We start from the raw sequence: 18,027 nt of genomic DNA, 5'->3' as shown, positions 1-18,027 counted from the left end.
GAGTCAAATGCGGGCAACTCGCTAGGAAACCTAAGTTATTACCTTGATAGCCTTTCAAACCCAGCTCTCTCAGCCTTGAAAATTGACTTAGCAAAGTTACATCAAATTCTTCCCTAAATTCCTCATACCGAAGTCTGGTGATCAATGTTGCCCGCTCGCCAAAGTAATCGATAAGGGAAGGCAAAGAGTTGAGTTGTAAATCACCAGGAGATAAGGTCCCTCTATTCAATCGGTCAATTAACTCCAGCTCCGCGACTGCTTTTAACTCTCGTGAGACTAAGCGCATCGCAAGCAAGTCTTTTGTGCTCAAATATTTTGCAGTCAGTACGTGAATATCCCGAGGCAATTCGGGGCTCATAGATCCTTTAGATTCAAAATAGCGATTGCTCAGAGCTTTTGCTACCTTAAACAAAGAAATTGCTACAGCGGAAAGAGCCGCTGCCTTTAAAGCACTCCCAGTCCAGGAGGTTCCATGATCTGCCAAACTTTCAGGCACCAAGTTTGACATACCGTTAAGATATTCAATCTGATAAGCATCTTGGCCAAAATTAAAAAAATGAGTGGCCCCTCTTAAAAATCCAACTTTCTCGTAAGGGTGCTTTGTCTCCCCCTGATAAATCGGGGATATCAGATTGAATTGCATAAAAATTCCATTTATAATTTTAGTATTCAATATTATTAAACATAACAAATTAAAAACAATCAAAAAAACTTACCTAATAAAAAATTCACCTCCGGCTTTACTAAATAAATCTATTCTCTTGTTTCCACCTGTTCATCCTCATTAAATAAACAGCGCCCACATTATTGAAGATGTAATCGCGCGCTGTATTGACAAGGACAATTAAGACTTGGGAAAGAGTGTCAATTCATTAAAAACCAGACTATTCGGCAGTTACCTGCGCGATCCCACGCGATGAGATGACTTGTGATAGAGAACTGCTGCAAGGAGAGATTTGCTTTTATAGCTTTGAAAACACACTCGCGGCTTTTGCGGACCATCGAAAAGCCGTGGCTGCAAGAATATAATGAGGGCATCCCTAGTCCAAGCCCTGATCAAGCCCTCGTAAAGAACGCCCTCCTTAGAGACAGACCGCCCACGAACTGTAATCGATGGATTTGAGTTCGCGAACAGCTTTATGAGAGCTTATTAGCCAATGTTATTGAATTCTCATCCCCACATAATGACCGTTCCTTACACGGCATTTCACATATTGTGGTTCTGTTTCATAGAACTGATCGTAGTCAACATTCACATCCAGATACATCAAGTCCGAATAATTGTTAGGTACCCTAATTTCATTCATCCACACACAGCCCCTTATATCCAGATGGATCAAATTCGGAAACTGTTCAAGGAAACTTAAATTGGCAATACTCATACACCTTATTAGTTTCATATGACTTAAATTCAGACAACACACATGGAAATTTGAATTATTAATTTCTCTGCAATTGGAAAGATCCAAATAAGTCAATTGAGGGCAATCCTGAAGGAAGCTCAAGTCGACAAGCCCACGGCACCCCTTTAGATCCAAATGAGTTAATTTCGGAGTATTCAAAGGAAATCTTGAGCCGTTCATATTTTTGCACCCGCTTAGATCCAGATGAGTCAAATGGGGACAATGCTGGAGGAAGTTAAAATCGGTGATTTGTTCGCACCATCTTAGATCCAGATGAGTCAAATGAGGGCAATGCTCAAGAAAGCTAAAATCGGTAATTTGTGTGCACGCCAGCAGACCCAGATAAGTCAAATGCGGACAATGCTGGAGAAAGCTAAAATCGATAATTTGTGTGCACGCCCGCAGATCCAGATGAGTCATATGAGGGCAATGCTCAAAGAAACTAAAGTCAGTAATTTGTGTGCACCCTCCCAAATTCAGATCAGTCAAATGAGGGCAATGCTCAAGGAAGCTAAAGTCAGTAATTTGCCCGCAGTCATTCAGACTCAAATGAGTCAAATGGGGACAGTGCTCAAGAGAGCTCAGGTCGGTAATTTGTGTGCACCATCTTAGATCCAAATGAGTCAAATGGGGACAATGCTCGAGGAAGCTTAAGTCGGTAAGCTGGCTGCACTCGTTCAAGTTCAAATGAGTCAGATACGGGCAATGCTCGAGGAAGCTTAAGTCGGTAATGTGGCTGCACCCTGTCAGATTCAGTTGAGTCAAATGGGCACAACCAGCAAGAAAACTCAAGTTATTATTGGCTCGATAGCCTGTCAAATCCAATTCTTTCAACATTGGAAATTGACTGAGCAAACTTCCATCAAATTGATGCTTTACATCCCAATATCGAATTCGGGTGATCTGTTTTGCCCGGTCGCCGAAAAAGTCGATAAGGGAAGGCAAAGAGTAAAGTTGCAAATCACTGAGAGCTGTAGTTCCCCTATTCAATCGCTCGATTAACTCCATTTCCGCGATCGCTCTTAACTCTATTGAGACTAACCGCATGGCAAGCAAGTCTTTTGTATTCATAAATTGTGCAGTTACTACGTGAATATCTGTAGGCAAATCGGGAATTGGTGGTAACTCGGGCAATAAAGGTAATTGGGGAATAAGCGGCAGCTCGGGCGATAAGGGCGGCTCGGGAATGAGCGGCAAACCGGGAGATAAAGATCCTACGGGTTCAAAATGATTGAGAGCGCGGTAAATCAACGTCGCCGCCAGCGCAAAAAGAGGAATTATTACTGTACAAAGAGCCGCTACCCTGAGCGCGATTCCGATCCAGGAAGGCTTATGATCTATCGAACTTTTAAGAGCCAAGGCTGACTTACCATCGAGATATTCAATCTGATAAGCATCTTGGCCAAAATTAAAAAAATGAGTGGCCCCTCTTAAAAATCCAACTTTCTCGTAAGGGTGCTTTGTCTCCCCCTGATAAATCGGGGATATCAGATTGAATTGCATAAAAATAACCTTGAATATTTAAATAGAGCTTATTGTAACCAAAAAAAGTGATTTAAGTAAATTACTAAAAACAAATTAATTATTGCCATTTTCCAAATCACATTATTAACTTATCACAAATTATCCTTTAACAAACTCGTGCAACAACGCGCCCGCTGAGCGACAGTGTCCACACCACCGAAGATGTAATCGCCTGCTGTTTTGACAAGACCAATTTAGACTTGGGAAACGGTGTCAATTTATTAAAAGCCAGGCTATTCGGCAGTTGCCTGTGCGCCCTCAAGCCTCGATAAAGTCCTGCTCTCGCAAAGAAAATTGCCCCTTCCCGTAAAGAGTATTTCTAACAGAGGAAGAGTTGGAAGAATAATGAAGGCTCCCCTTATCCAAGCTCGCGGGCGGGTCTTCAAAGGGGTGTTTGAAAGTGCTGTTGATCAATTTTAAGCCAAAAGATCAAGAAAGAGACCCTTGCGGATGTCTAAGGGGATTTTAGGGAAGGGCACCGCACTGGTTTTTGCCGCAGCAAAGGCTTTAGAAAACTCTTTTAAAGCATTTCCGGCCGAAACAACGGACGCCACTTCTTGACAGTCGGGCCGGAGATCATGAACAGCCCATCGCCCCGATAGTGAATCGTTTTAGGAAATTTAGGAGAGGTGGCCACGTGCGCTTTCACCACCTCAAAGACAAACAGGCTATATTTTTTGATCAGGCTCGAGTCGACGAGCTTGCACTCAAAATTGGCGTAACACTCTTGGATGAGGGGGGCTTTGACAGCTTGTCCCGTCAGAGGCGTGAGGTTGAACTGCTTAAATTTATCGACATCCCTGCCCGAGCAATTTCCGATGCCGACGACTTTATCGGCGATCTCCACCGTCGGCACATTGAAGACGCACTCCCGGCTTTTGCGGATCATCGAAAAGGTGTGGTTCTCCGTCCAGATATAACAGCCGATGAGCGAGGGTTCGAACTCCATGATCATATGCCACCCCATCGTCATGATATTCATCTCCCCTTTCAAACAAGAGGAGACCAAGACAATAGGACCCGGCTCTAAAAAGCGGCGTACATTGGAGACCGGAAAGTCTTTTTTTGTATAGCGTACCATGATCTTCAGGGTATTGTTTTGTTAAAAAAGAGCTGAAGCCTCGGCATAAGCTCGCGGATACCTTCAGCCATACCCCAAGGAATCGATTAATGCAAATAGGCCAAGAGCCTATCAAAATGGGGACAGGGGATGGAAAGAGTGCACATCACCTAAGAAATATTTCATGGTTAGCCGCTAGTAAAAAGTGCTCCATCCTACCGCTCGGCAATATGCGCATTTGACCTATTTTAAGGGACTTTCAGCGCAGTACCACACTCTTTAATCTAATTTATTAAGATTTAACAAAACATCGAATTACCAATAAATTTTAAAAATAAATTGAGATGCTTTAAAATAGAGTGAGTACGAGTTGCTACCAAGGATGGTGCTGCAATGGAGCTAAAGAGGGAACACCTGGGTCAGAAAATCTATGCTGACACTGCAGAGCAATCGAAATACGCCGACTGGAAGACCGTAGATGCCAAAAAGAAAGAGGTGTCCTTCAAAGGATTAAACTTTAAAGTCATAGAAAAAAAAGAGCACAAGCTTAAGCTCTTCTCCCTCAAAAGAATCGGCAACATCTGTCTGGGGGTGTTTTGCACGGTTTCCACACTGGGGCTTGCTCTTTTTTCAAAAACCATCAGGCAATGTCTCTCAGGCAGAGAGGTGGTTAGAATCCTCAAAGAGGATTACGACAAAGAGTATGTAGACAAGATATTGAAATACCTGCCGACACCCTCGCTGGACTCCAAAGGTAAAGCCCCAGACGACGAGCTCTATAAACTTTCAGCACACGACTTCCTTCTGAACTATATCAACGACCCGAATCTTCGTGATTCGCTACAAATCGATCCCAAAAAAATTCTCGAGTTGTATGAGCGGCTCTCCCTGATGTCCAAAGAAGATGGCTCGTGGGTCGACGGCATTGATCTGGAGCTATTGCCCCAGCCGGAGAATATCCTGGAAGAGGAGGACCACCTCATCGAGGATTTGAGAAAGAAAATTCTAACGAATGTGCTGCTCAAAAATGACAAAGAGATCGATACCGATGCAGAAGAAGAGTGGATCAATCCCGAGCAGCGCATCAAGCCCGATGCTGCCGGAGAGCACTACCGGTTTGTGCCCATTCAAAATCAAACCCCGCCCAACGCCAATATCTTGTTCCAGATAGTCGCGGATGAATTTGGAGCGTCCTCTGAGCTTGAAGGAAGCCAATCCAAGTTAATGGTCGCGAATTTACTGAATTATATGCAAAGCGCCAATCAAGCAGGGGCCGTTTATTCCGACAAATTAATCAATGAACTTAAAAATGCCGTCGATCTGTCCAGTTCCGGCACCACTTCTAAGGCCGTCATAGCTCAATCTAAAAATCAAATCAAAGAAGCCATCAATCAAAACAAGCCCACGTTGATTATGGGGGGATGGGTCGGAGCTCCCTTTGGTCATGCGATTTACTACGAGGTGATTCCGGCAGGCAATGGTGAGGTCAATTTCCGCCTCTACAATACAGGAGCCGGAATCAAGCACCACATGTCTGTTCGCGACGGTGACGCCATCAAATACCAGCCCTATTGTGAATGGAAAGGGATTAAAGAAGAAAACATCCTCTCGGATGGTTTTCTTAAAGCAGTCAACGAGATGACGACAAACGCCAAATTCAGCAACGGAAATCCGACAAATTATGGAGAAGAAGACGTCTATGTCGGCTTGAAAAAGATCCTAAATCCCTCTTCAGAGTCCCATGCGGAAGATTTCAACGTCAAAAGCGACATGCTGATGTCCCCGCAGCGCTCCGGCGTCTGCTCTTCCAGATCGCTCCTGGCATGGGCGAGGTCCAATATGAGCGCAGCGGAATACAAACGCTTCAAGAGCGATTACAAACTCCAGATGCTTAGTGATTTTGTCAAATCCCAGGCCGACAAACCCCACATCGAACCAAAAGATTGGCGACTGATACAAAAAGCTCATCAATCCATATCCCGTGGAATCGTCAAGCTGTATGAGCAGAAGCTCGTCGGCAACGACTACATAGAAAGTGTTTTGGGCCCTCTGCAAGAGACAAGAGACTGGATCAAAGCCAACAAATCTTGCATCGTTGTGCAGCATGCCCACAACATCGATTTTCAATATGTCAAGAGCTCCTCAGATACTTCGTTCAACAACGTCCACTCTCTTAACCTACCGCTGCATGAGCTGGCTAAAACCGAAGCTGGAATCAACTTGGACGGAACCAGCTTCGTAGTCGAGGCGTTTAGAGGGTTGAAAGTAAACAATGAAGCCCTAATTGCCGAAGAGCTTACCAAAGCAAGCGCCATCGCAAAAAACGCATGGCACACAAGGGAAGATATCGCCTTGCACGCCGGACTTGTCGACCTTGTCAGGAAAATTCCCTTGGAAGCTGACTTTTGGCAAAAGGCAGCAAAGAACGATCCGAAAAAAGCGGAAGCCCTCATTTCAGAGCTTGGCGTCTTATCAAGCTATTTCATGAAAAGCTGCTTCACGGTTCCCCAGGCGGAGACGATCAATCCGGAAAAGATCTATGTCATGAATAAGATGATCTATTTGCAGCATCTTATATGCCGGCAAGGACATCCCAACTCACCTTGGAACGAGGTAGAGATGCCCGATCCCATTGTCGACAAAGCCTGCAAATTTCCTGACAAGAAGATGAAACAAGAGATGGCATTAATTAAAAAGGCGGCAGATAGTCACGTCACTAAATACGTGAACCAAGGCGGCAAGCAAGTTGCCTTAAATCCCCTCCGCTTCTTCGACTCACGGGTTGTTACCGGTAACCCGGAGTCGACAGGAGTGCGATTCGGCATGGAAACGGAGAGTCACAAAGTCGACAACCCCGTCGAAGATATCATCAGGAAACAGTACCCTGAGGTAGTGGCCTCATTGCAAAATTCCGATCCGCAGTTCACCTCCCTGCCCAAGAAGTGCCAGGATGCGCGGATTTTCACAAGCGATAACCTTCCTGACTGGATCAAAGCGATGCGCGACACCTCCATGTGCTATCAGCACATGGCAAAAGCGGGTGTGGGCCCTCTTAAAGAACTTGACCGCGATGCCGACATCACCCCCACTTACAAATTCCAGGATGAAATAAATGAATCTAAATCGACGGTTTTCATCTCCCTGAAAGGGGTCAACGAAGATATCTACGACAATCCCGTGGCTAAACGGGTCAGAGAGGAAAAGCTTGCCTTCCTTGGCAACTATACCGATGAACCCTCTCCATTCTTGAAGGCATTTTATAATTTGTCCCTCTACTCTTCCGACCACAAAGAGGGCGCGCTAACGCAAGCCACGCTTGCCGACCGCATGAAAGATTTCGAAAAATTCGGCAATGACCCTGAATTCAAAGAGATGCTTCGCTGGTTTTCAACAGGGCCTCTCGGCCAATTGGAAGCTCTGGAGTACTTTACGAACCATCCGGAAAAGCTGAAAGAGAGAGACTACCAGGTCCTTCTGCATATGAGCATTTTTGGAGAACACTTAGAATCCAATTTAAAAGTTAAGGGATTCGAAAAGACTCTCAGCACCTTTATCGAAAAAAACTACCAGTTCCTGGCCGATGAAAACACCCTTCAACCGGCTGTTTTTCTTTTGAAAATCTCCTCTCAGCTGAAAAGCTTCTGCCCCGCAGAGCCCTTTTTCAAAGGGACGATGCAGCAACTTCAAAAACTGTCGGAAACAAAAGGCCTTGAACCGGAGGTAAAAAGTATTATTTTCGCCGAGACGGTCAGGGAACTTGGCATGAAGGAGAGCCTCACCGAAGGCGAGATCAGGAAGCTGATCTCTTGCTCCATCTACTTAAGGGAAAATAAGATCGAGAGCAAAAACCAATCGGATCCCGACACCCTGAAAAAAGCTGCGGAAGCGGTCATCAAGCATGCCACGTCGATCAAAAAAGCTCTTGAGAGCGGAAATCCGAACCAGGCGCTGTTAAATGGCATTCTAAAAGATTTGAGGCCGACAGCGGAAGCGAAAGTGTGGCATATCCAGGGTGCACAAGACAAGTTCCCCTCCTTCACAACCGATGATGAGGAGCTGCAGCTCCATCCGCTGCGCTCTGAGTTGCAGTCGAAGGAAGGATTTAATCTCATACCGCAAGCTATCCGCAACAACCCTCTTTTCACACTGAATTTTCCAGGTGTTGAACGGGCGCAAGTTCACTCTGGCGGGGTCTATTCATTTCAAGACGCTAATCAAAACGAGATCTTTGTCTCCATGAATGGTGACGCTCTCGTGATAGAAAAGCAAATGAAGCACCTCACTAAAGGCGATGAATTTTATCAACTGATCCCGCCCTCTGCCATACTCCAGGAGAGTAAAGAGGGAAATGTGGAGAGCCTGCTGGGAAGCCGTACCATCGCTCAGGATTATGCTCTTTGGCAATCCATGGAGCCTCAAGAGGGGGGGAAGTGTTCGGTCTTTGCACTGGATCAGAAAACAGGCGCTCTCCGCTATGAAATCAAGGCACAAAAGAGCGATGGATCAAACACCGCTTTAAAGCTCGGAGAAGTCCTTGAGTTGCCGGGAGGTCTCAAACTTGGAAAAACCTCGAACCTCCTGACGCATTTCGAAGACCCTTCCTACATCCACGAGTGGTATGACGCCCAAGGGAAGCTCGTCAAGCTGGAGCTGCCCCGCTTTCAACTGGAGTTCAATATCAACTCTTCCAAACAACTGATGTGCGAAGAATTTCCGGGTTTCTTTCTAAGCCCGGCAAAAACCATTCCGAAACTGGGCCCAAACCCCCACTTCATCGCTTTAGAGAATGCGGAAGGAGCATGCAAAGTGCTGCTGCCGCGCCAAAATACCCAAGCGCCACAAACCAAAGAGGTGCTGCTTGCCCGCTATGAACTGGAGAGGGATCTTGAAAGGGGCAACAAATCTTTGCAAAAATACCACGTGTACGATTTGAACGAGCAAGGAGCACTCACACAGAAGTCCAGGGAAGCCAACCTTCATTTAGCTGAAGTGCTTGCGACAACCCAGCAATATAATAAAGCTGTCCGCCTGCTGAATGCAGTGGGAGATAAATTAACACCCTTTACACCCGCCGAAAAAAAGAGTCTTGAGAATATCACGCATATCGAGGAAGTGACCGGCGACAAAAGTGGCAACGCCATCGCGATCCGTGTGCTGGCGCACTACTTGCTTTTTAAAAATGCCACGTTCAGCCATCTGGAGATCGCTCCCGGCCAATTGGCATCTCTCAGGGGAGAGTATAGCCTCTACCTGGATCATTTCAACAATCTCACAGCATTTAAGCTGTCAAAAGATCAGGAAATATTCCTTCTGAAGGCTCTTCTTGAAGACCAGTTCGAGCCGGCCCATTATCTGCGGCTTAAAGAGCTTGATCCTGTAGCTGCCCAAGATGTGAAGGTTTCAACTTCGAACAATCCCCCTGTCAAGAACTCTGACCCTCACGCGGACATCGACAGCTGCGATCTTAGGGCTTACTACGCCAAAGATTACACCTTTGACCAAAAGCTTATCACTCGCCTCTCGGAAAACATCGATATCTTCTTCGGTCACTACTATGAACTGGCGCGCGCAGGAGGAGCTCAGGAAAAGAAAAAAATTCAGGATTCGATTCCCTTTTTGCTGACTGCCGATCAGGGAAAGTACTCAGGACAAGCGAAGATCCTGGAGGCCGTCCTTGCAAACCCCAGTGCATTTAAAAAAATCCCGGACAATTCCTGGGATCAAAAAACTAATGAAAAATGGATCAAAGAGGTGCGCACTGCAGCGAAAGCGCATGCTAAAAAAATGCAACAGACAGTGAAGCCGCCTCCCCTCTTATACAAAGACATCACTCCAGACAATTTCCGCCTGGAGAAGCCCAAGGGAGCCCCTGCAGAGGTCACTGTCGATTATTCCTCGGAAGCTGTCGGTACCTCCTTAGGCGTTTGGAGCTCGGTATTCCCCTGCTTCTTAGAAAACAAAGTCACAGCAGACCCAAACCAAGTGGATGCCTATAAAAAGACAATCGGCGCCATTCAGCTTGCCGATCCGGTGGCACAAAAAGAGCAGGCGCGCCTCCTCAAGGATATCGACTCACTACCCGCCGGCACCAATTTCACATTCAACAGCGACGAAAAGCACCTCCAAAAGGCACGAGGATTTCTCGGGATATACACTGAGGAGAAGCAAGCCGCTGAAATTAACCTGCTCACGATGCGCAAAATTTTCGACCTGGTCTGCCTCGAAGACAAAGAGAATCTGACACGCCTTGAAACTGACCTGATCCGGATGGCCAACGAACAATCGGAGATTGCCGAAGAGAAGAACCTCAGCGCGATGATGAAATTTTCCGGCAAAGATAAGGTGATATCCCTCGATGAGCTGATTGTCTTTTACGCCCGCGGCAACCCCGGAGCCCTCTTAGCAAGAAACCCGGCTCTGACACCCGAGACTGCCGGCAACATATTTCAAATGGTCGAAGCGTACCTGATGACATCGACAAGAGACCAGCAAAGAACCCGGGCTGAAGATAAGTGGCAAAAGCTTGAAGCTTTGGGCGAATACGACTCTCCCATGGCGCAGGATCTGATGAACGAACTTGCCAGTCAATATACAGCCAAGCGCCAGTATACCCCCAAAGACCACCCGGCATATCTTGCCTTTGAGCACTACTCTAACGTGCTGATGCGCCCGGCCCAGGTGGAGAAGCTCGACCTTTTCCTGAAAGGAGGCCATGACAAGCTGATCATGGAAATGATCATGGGCTCGGGAAAATCCAAAGTCCTCCTCCCTCTCTTAGGATTGCTGAGAGCCAATGGCGAGAACATCTCGATGCTGATTGTTCCCCAGCCGCTCTTTGAGAGCGTCTCTCAAGATACACAGAATATCTTGCAGTCGTTTGGGCAAGCGCTCAACACCCTGCACTTTGATCGGGATACCAAATTTTCCAAAGCTTCACTGCAAACAATACTCGACTCTCTTGAACGCATTCAGGAGAACAAAGAATGCCTTGTCATGACAAGCAAGAGCGTCCAAAGCCTCCTTCTAAAATTCGTCGAGAAAGGGTTTGAGCATTTCACCAGCGAGAACAGGCTGAAGGAGTTTCCGGAAGATTTGGCCATCATGGGTAAAATCATCACCCTTCTCGAAAAGAGCGGCTACCCAATGATTGACGAAGCGGACTACATTCTGAACGTTCTGCATGAAGTTTGTTTTAGCAGCGGGCAAAAAGGGACCCCGGATCGGAAGGAATTTGAAGTCATCTCCGAGATTTTCAGTGTGGTCTATCAAGACCCTGAGATTAGAAGCCTTGCCCGGCTCGACTCCAATCCCACAGACAGCAAAGGAGCCATACCCCTTACGGAAGAGCTCTACTTCAGCTCCGTGCAAAATGTTCTTACCGATAAGGTGATCGAGCGCTTTAAAACGATGAAGTTCGAGTCCAGTGACCTCACTAACAAACTCAATGGCTTCATCAGCTCCATGAAGGACGAAGACAGAAAGCTTCTCACCGATTATCTCGTAAGGAACAAAGACAACCTCAAGGCAAGCCAGCAGTTTTTCAACAACCTCGACCCCGACCTCCAAGATATTTTTGCTCTTGCCGGAGAGGAACTCTCCCACCTGCTCCCTTTCACACTGTGCAAAGTGTGCGACGTGAAGTACGGGCTCGACTACGACGAAAAGACCAACAAAGTGAAAAGCCCCATCGCGATTCCCTTTGCGGCGGCAAAAGTCCCGAGCAGCGGCTCGCAGTTTGCCAACACCCATATCACGATGAACTACACTTTCCAGACTTACATGAAAAATGGAGTCACCTTTGATCTTGTCGAAGAGCAAGTCAAAACGCTGCAGTCCCAAGCAACAAGAGAGATGATCTCCAACAAGGAGCTCACGCTCAACGACACTAAAGCATGGCAGGCGCTCTCTGCCCTGAAAGAGGGTCTCAATATCCCCTTTAAATACAGTCCCGACCATATTCAGGAGCTTGTCGACCACATCAACGGCAATCCTGATATCAAACTGGAGTTTGTCACGAACATCATCCTCCCTCAAATGGAGGTGTTCCCCTCCAAGATCAGCTGCAACCCGCAGAATCTGATCGCCATGTTCAAGGACGTCTCCGGTTTCACGGGAACGCTCTGGAATTCTCTCAGCATGCACCATGCACTGAAGCCTGAAGCCGACCCCGGCATCGATTCCAAAACCCTGATGACTCTCTTCAATAACAGCCGCATGGATGTCGTCGAAATTAAGGAAGGCTCCTCTACCTCGATGCTAAACAGCTTGCAGTCGATGAATATCGACTACGAAATGATCGCGGACGCGGGAGGCTATTTCAAAGATAAAAGCAACACCGAGATCGCGCACCTGATGAAGGATCTCAAAGGCAAGGATGTCGTCTGCTATAAGGGACAGCAGGTGATCACCCACAAAGACGGCGAGATCCCGCTCTCTGAGTCCAATCTGACGGCCGAAGACAGACTGACATTCTTAGACCAAAGCCATACGACGGGCGCCGACGTGCCGCAAAAAAGGGATGCCATCAGCCTTGTCACCGTCGGCCATAACATGCTGCTGCGCGATTTACTCCAAAGCGTGTGGCGCCTGAGGGGACTGGATAAATCGCAGAAGGTGCGCTTCGTCATCAGCGAAGAGGTGAGCGGCATCATCCGGCAAACTCTAAACTTAAAACCCACCGATCCCATCCACTTCGATGAGATCTTAAGTTTTGTCATCATCAACCAGGCTCTGCAGCAAGGACAAGACAATTACAAGGCGCTGAAACAACAGCTCGACTTGATACCGCAAACGATTTTGCTTCAAGTGCTTCTAAATGAAGAGATCAAGCCGGAAGCCAAACTCCAGGCCTTTGTCTTCCTTAAGGAAGAGTGGGTCAAACCGACAAACCTACCGGCCAGGGAGCGCTATGGAAAACAGCCGGCGATGATGGACAGCCAGGAAGTCATCAAGGGAGACTATCAGGCCAGCATCGACAAGATCAATATGCTCTTCACTAAGATGCCCTGGCTCGAGGAGGTGGGACTTTCCAAGGCCAAATACCTTGGCCAGGCAGAGGAAATCGTCAGCCACTTGAAAAATAACGTTCCTAAAGAGCTCCCCTCCCCCGCAGGCGACCTCGACAGCGATCAAACGGTCGAAGTGGAGGTAAAAGCCGAGACAGAGACACAAACGGAGCTGGAAACAGAAGAAGCGAGCGCGAAGCCCAGCCCTGAAAAGCAAGGCTTCTTCAGATCCACCCAAGGATTTACGAAGTATGGCACCTTCCAAAACTTCTTAAAACAGCCTATTAGCCCCTCCGACAATCAATTTGAAAAAAATTTCTACTGCAAAAACCAAGACTCTTCCTGTCCGTCTTTCTCTTTAAAATCCTACCTGGAGAGCGACCCGAAACTAAAAGGCCTCTCTTCAGCTTTCGAAGGAATCGACATCACCGCCAATATCCTGGATTGGACCTATAAGGGAGACAAGCTCGAGGCGTCCCATTTTAATTTATTTGGAAACCACTCCCCTTCGATCCACCACCTGGATATCAGAGAGGGGAAAATCACGGTGATGAGCGCTGAAGAGGCGCAATCTAAGCGCTCAGCAGATGAGTACTATAATTTGACGCTGGGCTTTAACGACCCATCAAAACAGCTCACCGAAAGCGAAAGACTGAAGATCGTCAAGATCAAGTTCTTAAATGGAGAGTCGCAGTATAGCCCGGATGAAACGGAGCTGTTGAAGAAATGGCTGCAAAGCCAAGGCCCCAAAAAGATGCAGGACTTCTATGAAAATTACGTCCTCGCCGGAGATAACAAAAAGCCGAAGGCCGACGCCTACCGCAGCGGAGCCAACTCTCTTAAACAACTATTCAGCGCAGCTTAAAATGCTCGTCCATAAATCATTAAGAGACAGGGTATAAAAAAATTTCTATCAAATCTTAGAACAAGAGAGCGACCGTCCAAAGAGCTTTTGACAGACAGCTCTCGATAAGATACAATAGCGCCATTCAAAAGGGATTTTCTACAAGGATAAGCTATGTACCCGGGAGAGAGATTCAACAGCATCAGCCATCTAATCGGGGCTGTTCTCGCGCTGGTCGGGTTTGGAGCCCTTCTAACCGTTGCTCTCCAGCATCATGATATCTGGATGCTCACTAGCTACTCTATTTTCGGCTTCACGCTAATTCTCCTCTATACAGCCTCCACCCTCTACCACAGCTTCCACCCTCCGAAACTGAAACGAATCTTTCAAAAGCTCGACCACGCATCGATCTACCTACTCATCGCCGGTACATACACCCCCTACTGCCTTCTCCCTTTGAGGGACACCTCAGGCCCCTTTGTCCTGACCATCATATGGTCGCTTGCCATCTTCGGCATCCTCATCGACACTCTCTCTGCCAAGCGCAGGGAGGTGGTGCAAATCAGCATCTACCTAATCATGGGGTGGTTTGCCATCACTGAATTTGATCAGATATTAGCCAAAATCCCCTTTCCCGGGGTTGTCTGGCTGACCATCGGGGGCGTGGCCTATACCCTCGGAATCATCTTTTACATCCTGAGCCACCACCAAATGCTCAAACACTCCCATGGAATCTGGCATATTTTTGTTCTGACAGCTTCCATCTGCCACTTCATCTCGATCATCGGCTACGTTCATTAAAGGGCTACTCTAATCTCTTCTCAATAGACAAGAAGAAGAGTACGTGCATACAATGGAAACACATCAAGATCTGGAAACTACTGTGGGTATAAAATGAACAACACAATCGGGATCTCTCTTTGCTGGATCGTCGTAAAAGATATCGAAGCAGCGATCAAATTCTACACCGAGACCGTCGGTCTCAAGCTGAAAGACTATAGCCCTGAATTTGGCTGGGCAGAGCTTGCGGGGGCGGAAGGATCTATTTTGGGGATCACCAAGGAGAATCCGGAGTTTGGCTCGAAAGCGGGCACTAACGCTGTTGTCACCATCACCGTCGAGAGCATCGAAAAAGCCCGCGAGGAGTTCTTGCAAAAGGGCGTCAAGCTAGTCGGCGAGATCATGGAAGTGCCCGGCCACGTCAAATTGCAGTCTTTCCAAGACAAAGACGGAAACAGTTTCCAGCTGGCAGAGATGCTCGAGGGGAAATAAGCTAGGTAAGGCGCCATGTCTCAAGCGCGATTTTCTTGATGAAAGTCGCGTCATGAGAAACAGCCAAGAGCGCACCCTCGAAAGCAAGAAGCGCCTTTTCGAGCGCTTCCAGGGTCTTCAGATCCAGATGATTGGTCGGCTCATCCAGAAGCAAAATATTCGGACGCTCAAGGATTAAGCTTAAAAGCATCATCCTTTTCCTCTGACCCACGCTGAGCGTATAGAAGGGGCGCCGAATAAGCTCAAATCCTCCCAAATCCGCTTTGCCAAGTTCCCTCAAAAGCCCCTCTTCATCGAGGCGAAAGCACTTCTGAAAATAGGCTGCCGGCGTCTCGTGCAGAGGAATACGCTCCGCCTCCTGATCAAGATAGGCGATTTTAGAGCCGGAGGAGAAGTAGACGGCGCCGTCATCGGGAAGAAGCTCCCCGGCTGCCATCTTCAAGAGGGTGGTCTTTCCCGATCCGTTCGGACCCTGCATGAGCACACGGCCCTTTCTGACGAGGGTGCCGCTGAAGTCCTTGAAGACCTCTCTGCCCTCAAACGTTTTTGAGATGGCAGAAAACTCCAAAGCGACCTCAGACTTAAGGCAGCAGGGCTCAAAATAGAGCCCCGTAATTCCCTTGGGTCTGGGATGCTTCATCGGACTCTCTTCGATGGCCTGAAGCTTTCCCTTCAGCATGCTGATATTTCTCTGCTGGGACTTCTGGAAGTTGCCGCCGCGGTGATCATACCCCATCTTATTGCTGTCTTTGGGAGGGGTGGCTTTCGGAGAGGAGAAAGTCACAGCTTTAATCTCCCGGATGAGGGCTTTCCGCTCTTCTTCTTGCTCTTCGTAGGCCTTGATCTTCTGCTGCAGGCGCCGCTCTTTCTCTTCCAGGTAGTCGTCATACGTCCCGGAATATGAGATCAGCCTCCCCTCTTCCAGCTCAGCCAGCCGGTTGCAGGCCTCATTTAAGAAGGAGCGATCGTGCGAGACTACGATAGTGGCCCCTCTTCTTGTTTTCAGTCTTTTTCTAAGCCAGTCAGTGCTTGCCGGGTCCAAGTGATTGGTCGGCTCGTCCAAAAGAAGCAGGTCCGGATCCCCTCTTAGGGTCTTGGCAAGAGCGACACGCACCCTCTGTCCCCCGCTTAGGGTAGAAAAAGGTCTTTCAAGCAGATCGAGGTCGATGTGCAGACCATCAAGAACCGACTCCAGAGGCTGCCGACAGTAGCCTCCCTGCTTCTCAAAGAGCTCATGGAGCCTCTCCCACTCCTCAAGGCGATCCGGATCTTCAAGGCAGCGCTCCATCTCTTCGCTAAGCTTTGTAAGAGGGCCCTCTTCGAGATACTCCCGCACTGTCAGCGGGCCGGTATCTGCCGCGACTTCCTGAGGAAGGTAGTCCACCGTGAGGGACTCCTTTTTCTCTAAGGTGCCGCTGTCCGGCTCAAGGATGCCCCCTAAAATTTTAAGCAGCGAGGTTTTACCTGTGCCGTTGGCTCCGACTAAAGCGATGCAGTCGCCCGCATGCACCGAGAAGGTGAGGGCGTCAAAAAGAGAGCGTGTCGCAAATGTTTTGGAAATAGCAATAAGCTGAATAAGGAGATGCTGCATAAGTTTGATCCTTGGTTTTTAAAGTGAAACAAAACGGGAAATCAAACTTAGTTGCGCATGGGTAGTTCTCTCCTTATGAGGATGAAAATATTAAAACTCTATTTTACAACAGGTTAACATTTTCATCCAATGCTTTATACCTTCAAAGAAGCCAGATCGATCACGAAGCGGTACTTCACATCGCCTTTGAGCATGCGCTCGTAGGCTTCATTGATCCTCTGAATCGGGATGAGTTCGATGTCCGAGAGCACATGGTGCTGCCCGCAAAAATCGAGCATCTCCTGCGTCTCTTTCAGGCCGCCGATCAGCGATCCGCCGAGGCTCCTTCTTTTGTAGATGAGGTTAGTCACGTTGGGGCTTGGGTGTGGCGTGGGCGGTGCCCCCACCAGACACATGGTTCCTCCCTGCTTGAGAAGCTGCAGGTACTCGTCGAGGTTATGGGATACCGACACGGTGTTGATGATGAAATCCAGGCTGGCAGCGAACTTACTCATCTCCTTTTTGTTTTTGGAGATCACAACCTCACTCGCTCCAAGACGTTTGACATCTTGCACTTTGCTTTCGGAAGAGGTGAAGACAACCACATGCGCTCCCATAGCCTTGGCCAATTTGATTGCCATATGGCCCAGCCCACCGATGCCGACGACACCCACTCTGGAGTCTTTTCCCACTTTCCAGTGACGGAGCGGCGAATAGGTGGTGATCCCGGCGCAAAGAAGAGGGGCAACGCCCGGAAGATCTTTTTCTGTGAACTGCTTGGGGATTTTTAACACAAACGCCTCGTCGACCACGATCTCGCCCGAGTAGCCGCCATAGGTGATTGTTCCATCGATCTTATCGATGCCGTTATAAGTGAAGGTCATTCCATTTTCGCAGTACTGCTCAAGATGCTCCTTGCAGCTTGGACACGTTCTACAAGAGTCCACAAGGCAGCCGACGCCGGCGAGATCGCCGACTTTGAACGCTTTGACATCCTGACCCACCTGGACAACCCTTCCAACGATCTCATGGCCCGGAACTACAGGGTAGCGCGTGTTTTGCCATTCGTTGCGCGCCTGATGCAGATCGGAGTGGCAGACGCCGCAGAAGAGGATCTCGATCTTGACATCCAACGGTCTTAGTGAACGTCTCTCAAACGTGAACGGCGCAAGCGGCGCTGTCTTATCGCTAGCAGCATAACCAATCGTCTTGCCCATAACAAACCTCCTTTCTTACCTATACCGAAACAACTTGAAGAATTGGAAATTTGGCCAGGAGGGCCTTAAGAATTTTTGTTCGGAGCGAGCGACCATTGCCGAGAGGCAAGGCGCGAGTGAGAACGAAAATTC

General features: G+C 48.1%; 8 protein-coding genes. 3 read left to right on the top strand and 5 right to left on the bottom strand.

Annotated features, from left to right (window positions below; genetic code table 11):
* From ELAC_RS01680 to ELAC_RS01670, 3 genes are all read right to left on the bottom strand, one after another.
* Nucleotides 1–643: F-box protein (locus ELAC_RS01680; RefSeq protein WP_143406406.1), on the bottom strand; the 643-nt coding region annotated here is incomplete at its 3' end.
* A 517-nt stretch (nucleotides 644–1,160) separates the two neighbouring features.
* On the bottom strand, nucleotides 1,161–2,906 hold the full coding sequence (locus ELAC_RS01675; RefSeq protein WP_098037550.1) for a leucine-rich repeat domain-containing protein: 1,746 nt from the start codon (nucleotides 2,904–2,906) through the stop codon (nucleotides 1,161–1,163).
* A 541-nt stretch (nucleotides 2,907–3,447) separates the two neighbouring features.
* The gene (locus ELAC_RS01670) at nucleotides 3,448–4,008 is read right to left on the bottom strand and encodes a flavin reductase family protein (protein ID WP_098037549.1); all 561 of its coding nucleotides are present in this window, start codon (nucleotides 4,006–4,008) and stop codon (nucleotides 3,448–3,450) included.
* A gap of 372 nt (nucleotides 4,009–4,380) precedes the next feature.
* Here ELAC_RS01670 and ELAC_RS01665 point away from each other — a divergent pair, with 372 nt between their 5' ends.
* The 3 genes from ELAC_RS01665 (at nucleotide 4,381) to ELAC_RS01655 (ending at nucleotide 15,108) form a co-directional block, all read left to right on the top strand.
* The gene (locus tag ELAC_RS01665) at nucleotides 4,381–13,857 is read left to right on the top strand and encodes a DUF3638 domain-containing protein (protein WP_098037548.1); all 9,477 of its coding nucleotides are present in this window, start codon (nucleotides 4,381–4,383) and stop codon (nucleotides 13,855–13,857) included.
* Between the two features lie 153 nt (nucleotides 13,858–14,010).
* Nucleotides 14,011–14,637: a PAQR family membrane homeostasis protein TrhA gene (gene trhA / locus ELAC_RS01660; protein WP_098037547.1), complete on the top strand. Its 627-nt coding sequence runs from the start codon at nucleotides 14,011–14,013 to the stop codon at nucleotides 14,635–14,637.
* A gap of 93 nt (nucleotides 14,638–14,730) precedes the next feature.
* Nucleotides 14,731–15,108 carry a VOC family protein gene (locus tag ELAC_RS01655; RefSeq protein ID WP_098037546.1) on the top strand — a complete coding sequence of 126 codons (378 nt, stop codon included), beginning with the start codon at nucleotides 14,731–14,733 and terminating at the stop codon, nucleotides 15,106–15,108.
* A 1-nt stretch (nucleotide 15,109) separates the two neighbouring features.
* Here the strand turns inward: ELAC_RS01655 and abc-f are convergent, their stop codons facing one another.
* Entirely contained in the window at nucleotides 15,110–16,699 is a 1,590-nt protein-coding gene (gene abc-f, locus ELAC_RS01650; RefSeq protein ID WP_098037545.1) for a ribosomal protection-like ABC-F family protein, read from the bottom strand.
* Between the two features lie 134 nt (nucleotides 16,700–16,833).
* Entirely contained in the window at nucleotides 16,834–17,895 is a 1,062-nt protein-coding gene (locus ELAC_RS01645) for an NAD(P)-dependent alcohol dehydrogenase (RefSeq protein WP_098037544.1), read from the bottom strand.
* Nucleotides 17,896–18,027 lie beyond the last annotated feature (132 nt).

Origin of the sequence: Estrella lausannensis (assembly GCF_900000175.1) — a bacterium.
GTDB classification, from domain to species: domain Bacteria; phylum Chlamydiota; class Chlamydiia; order Chlamydiales; family Criblamydiaceae; genus Estrella; species Estrella lausannensis.
This window is presented reverse-complemented; position numbering and strand designations above follow the sequence as displayed.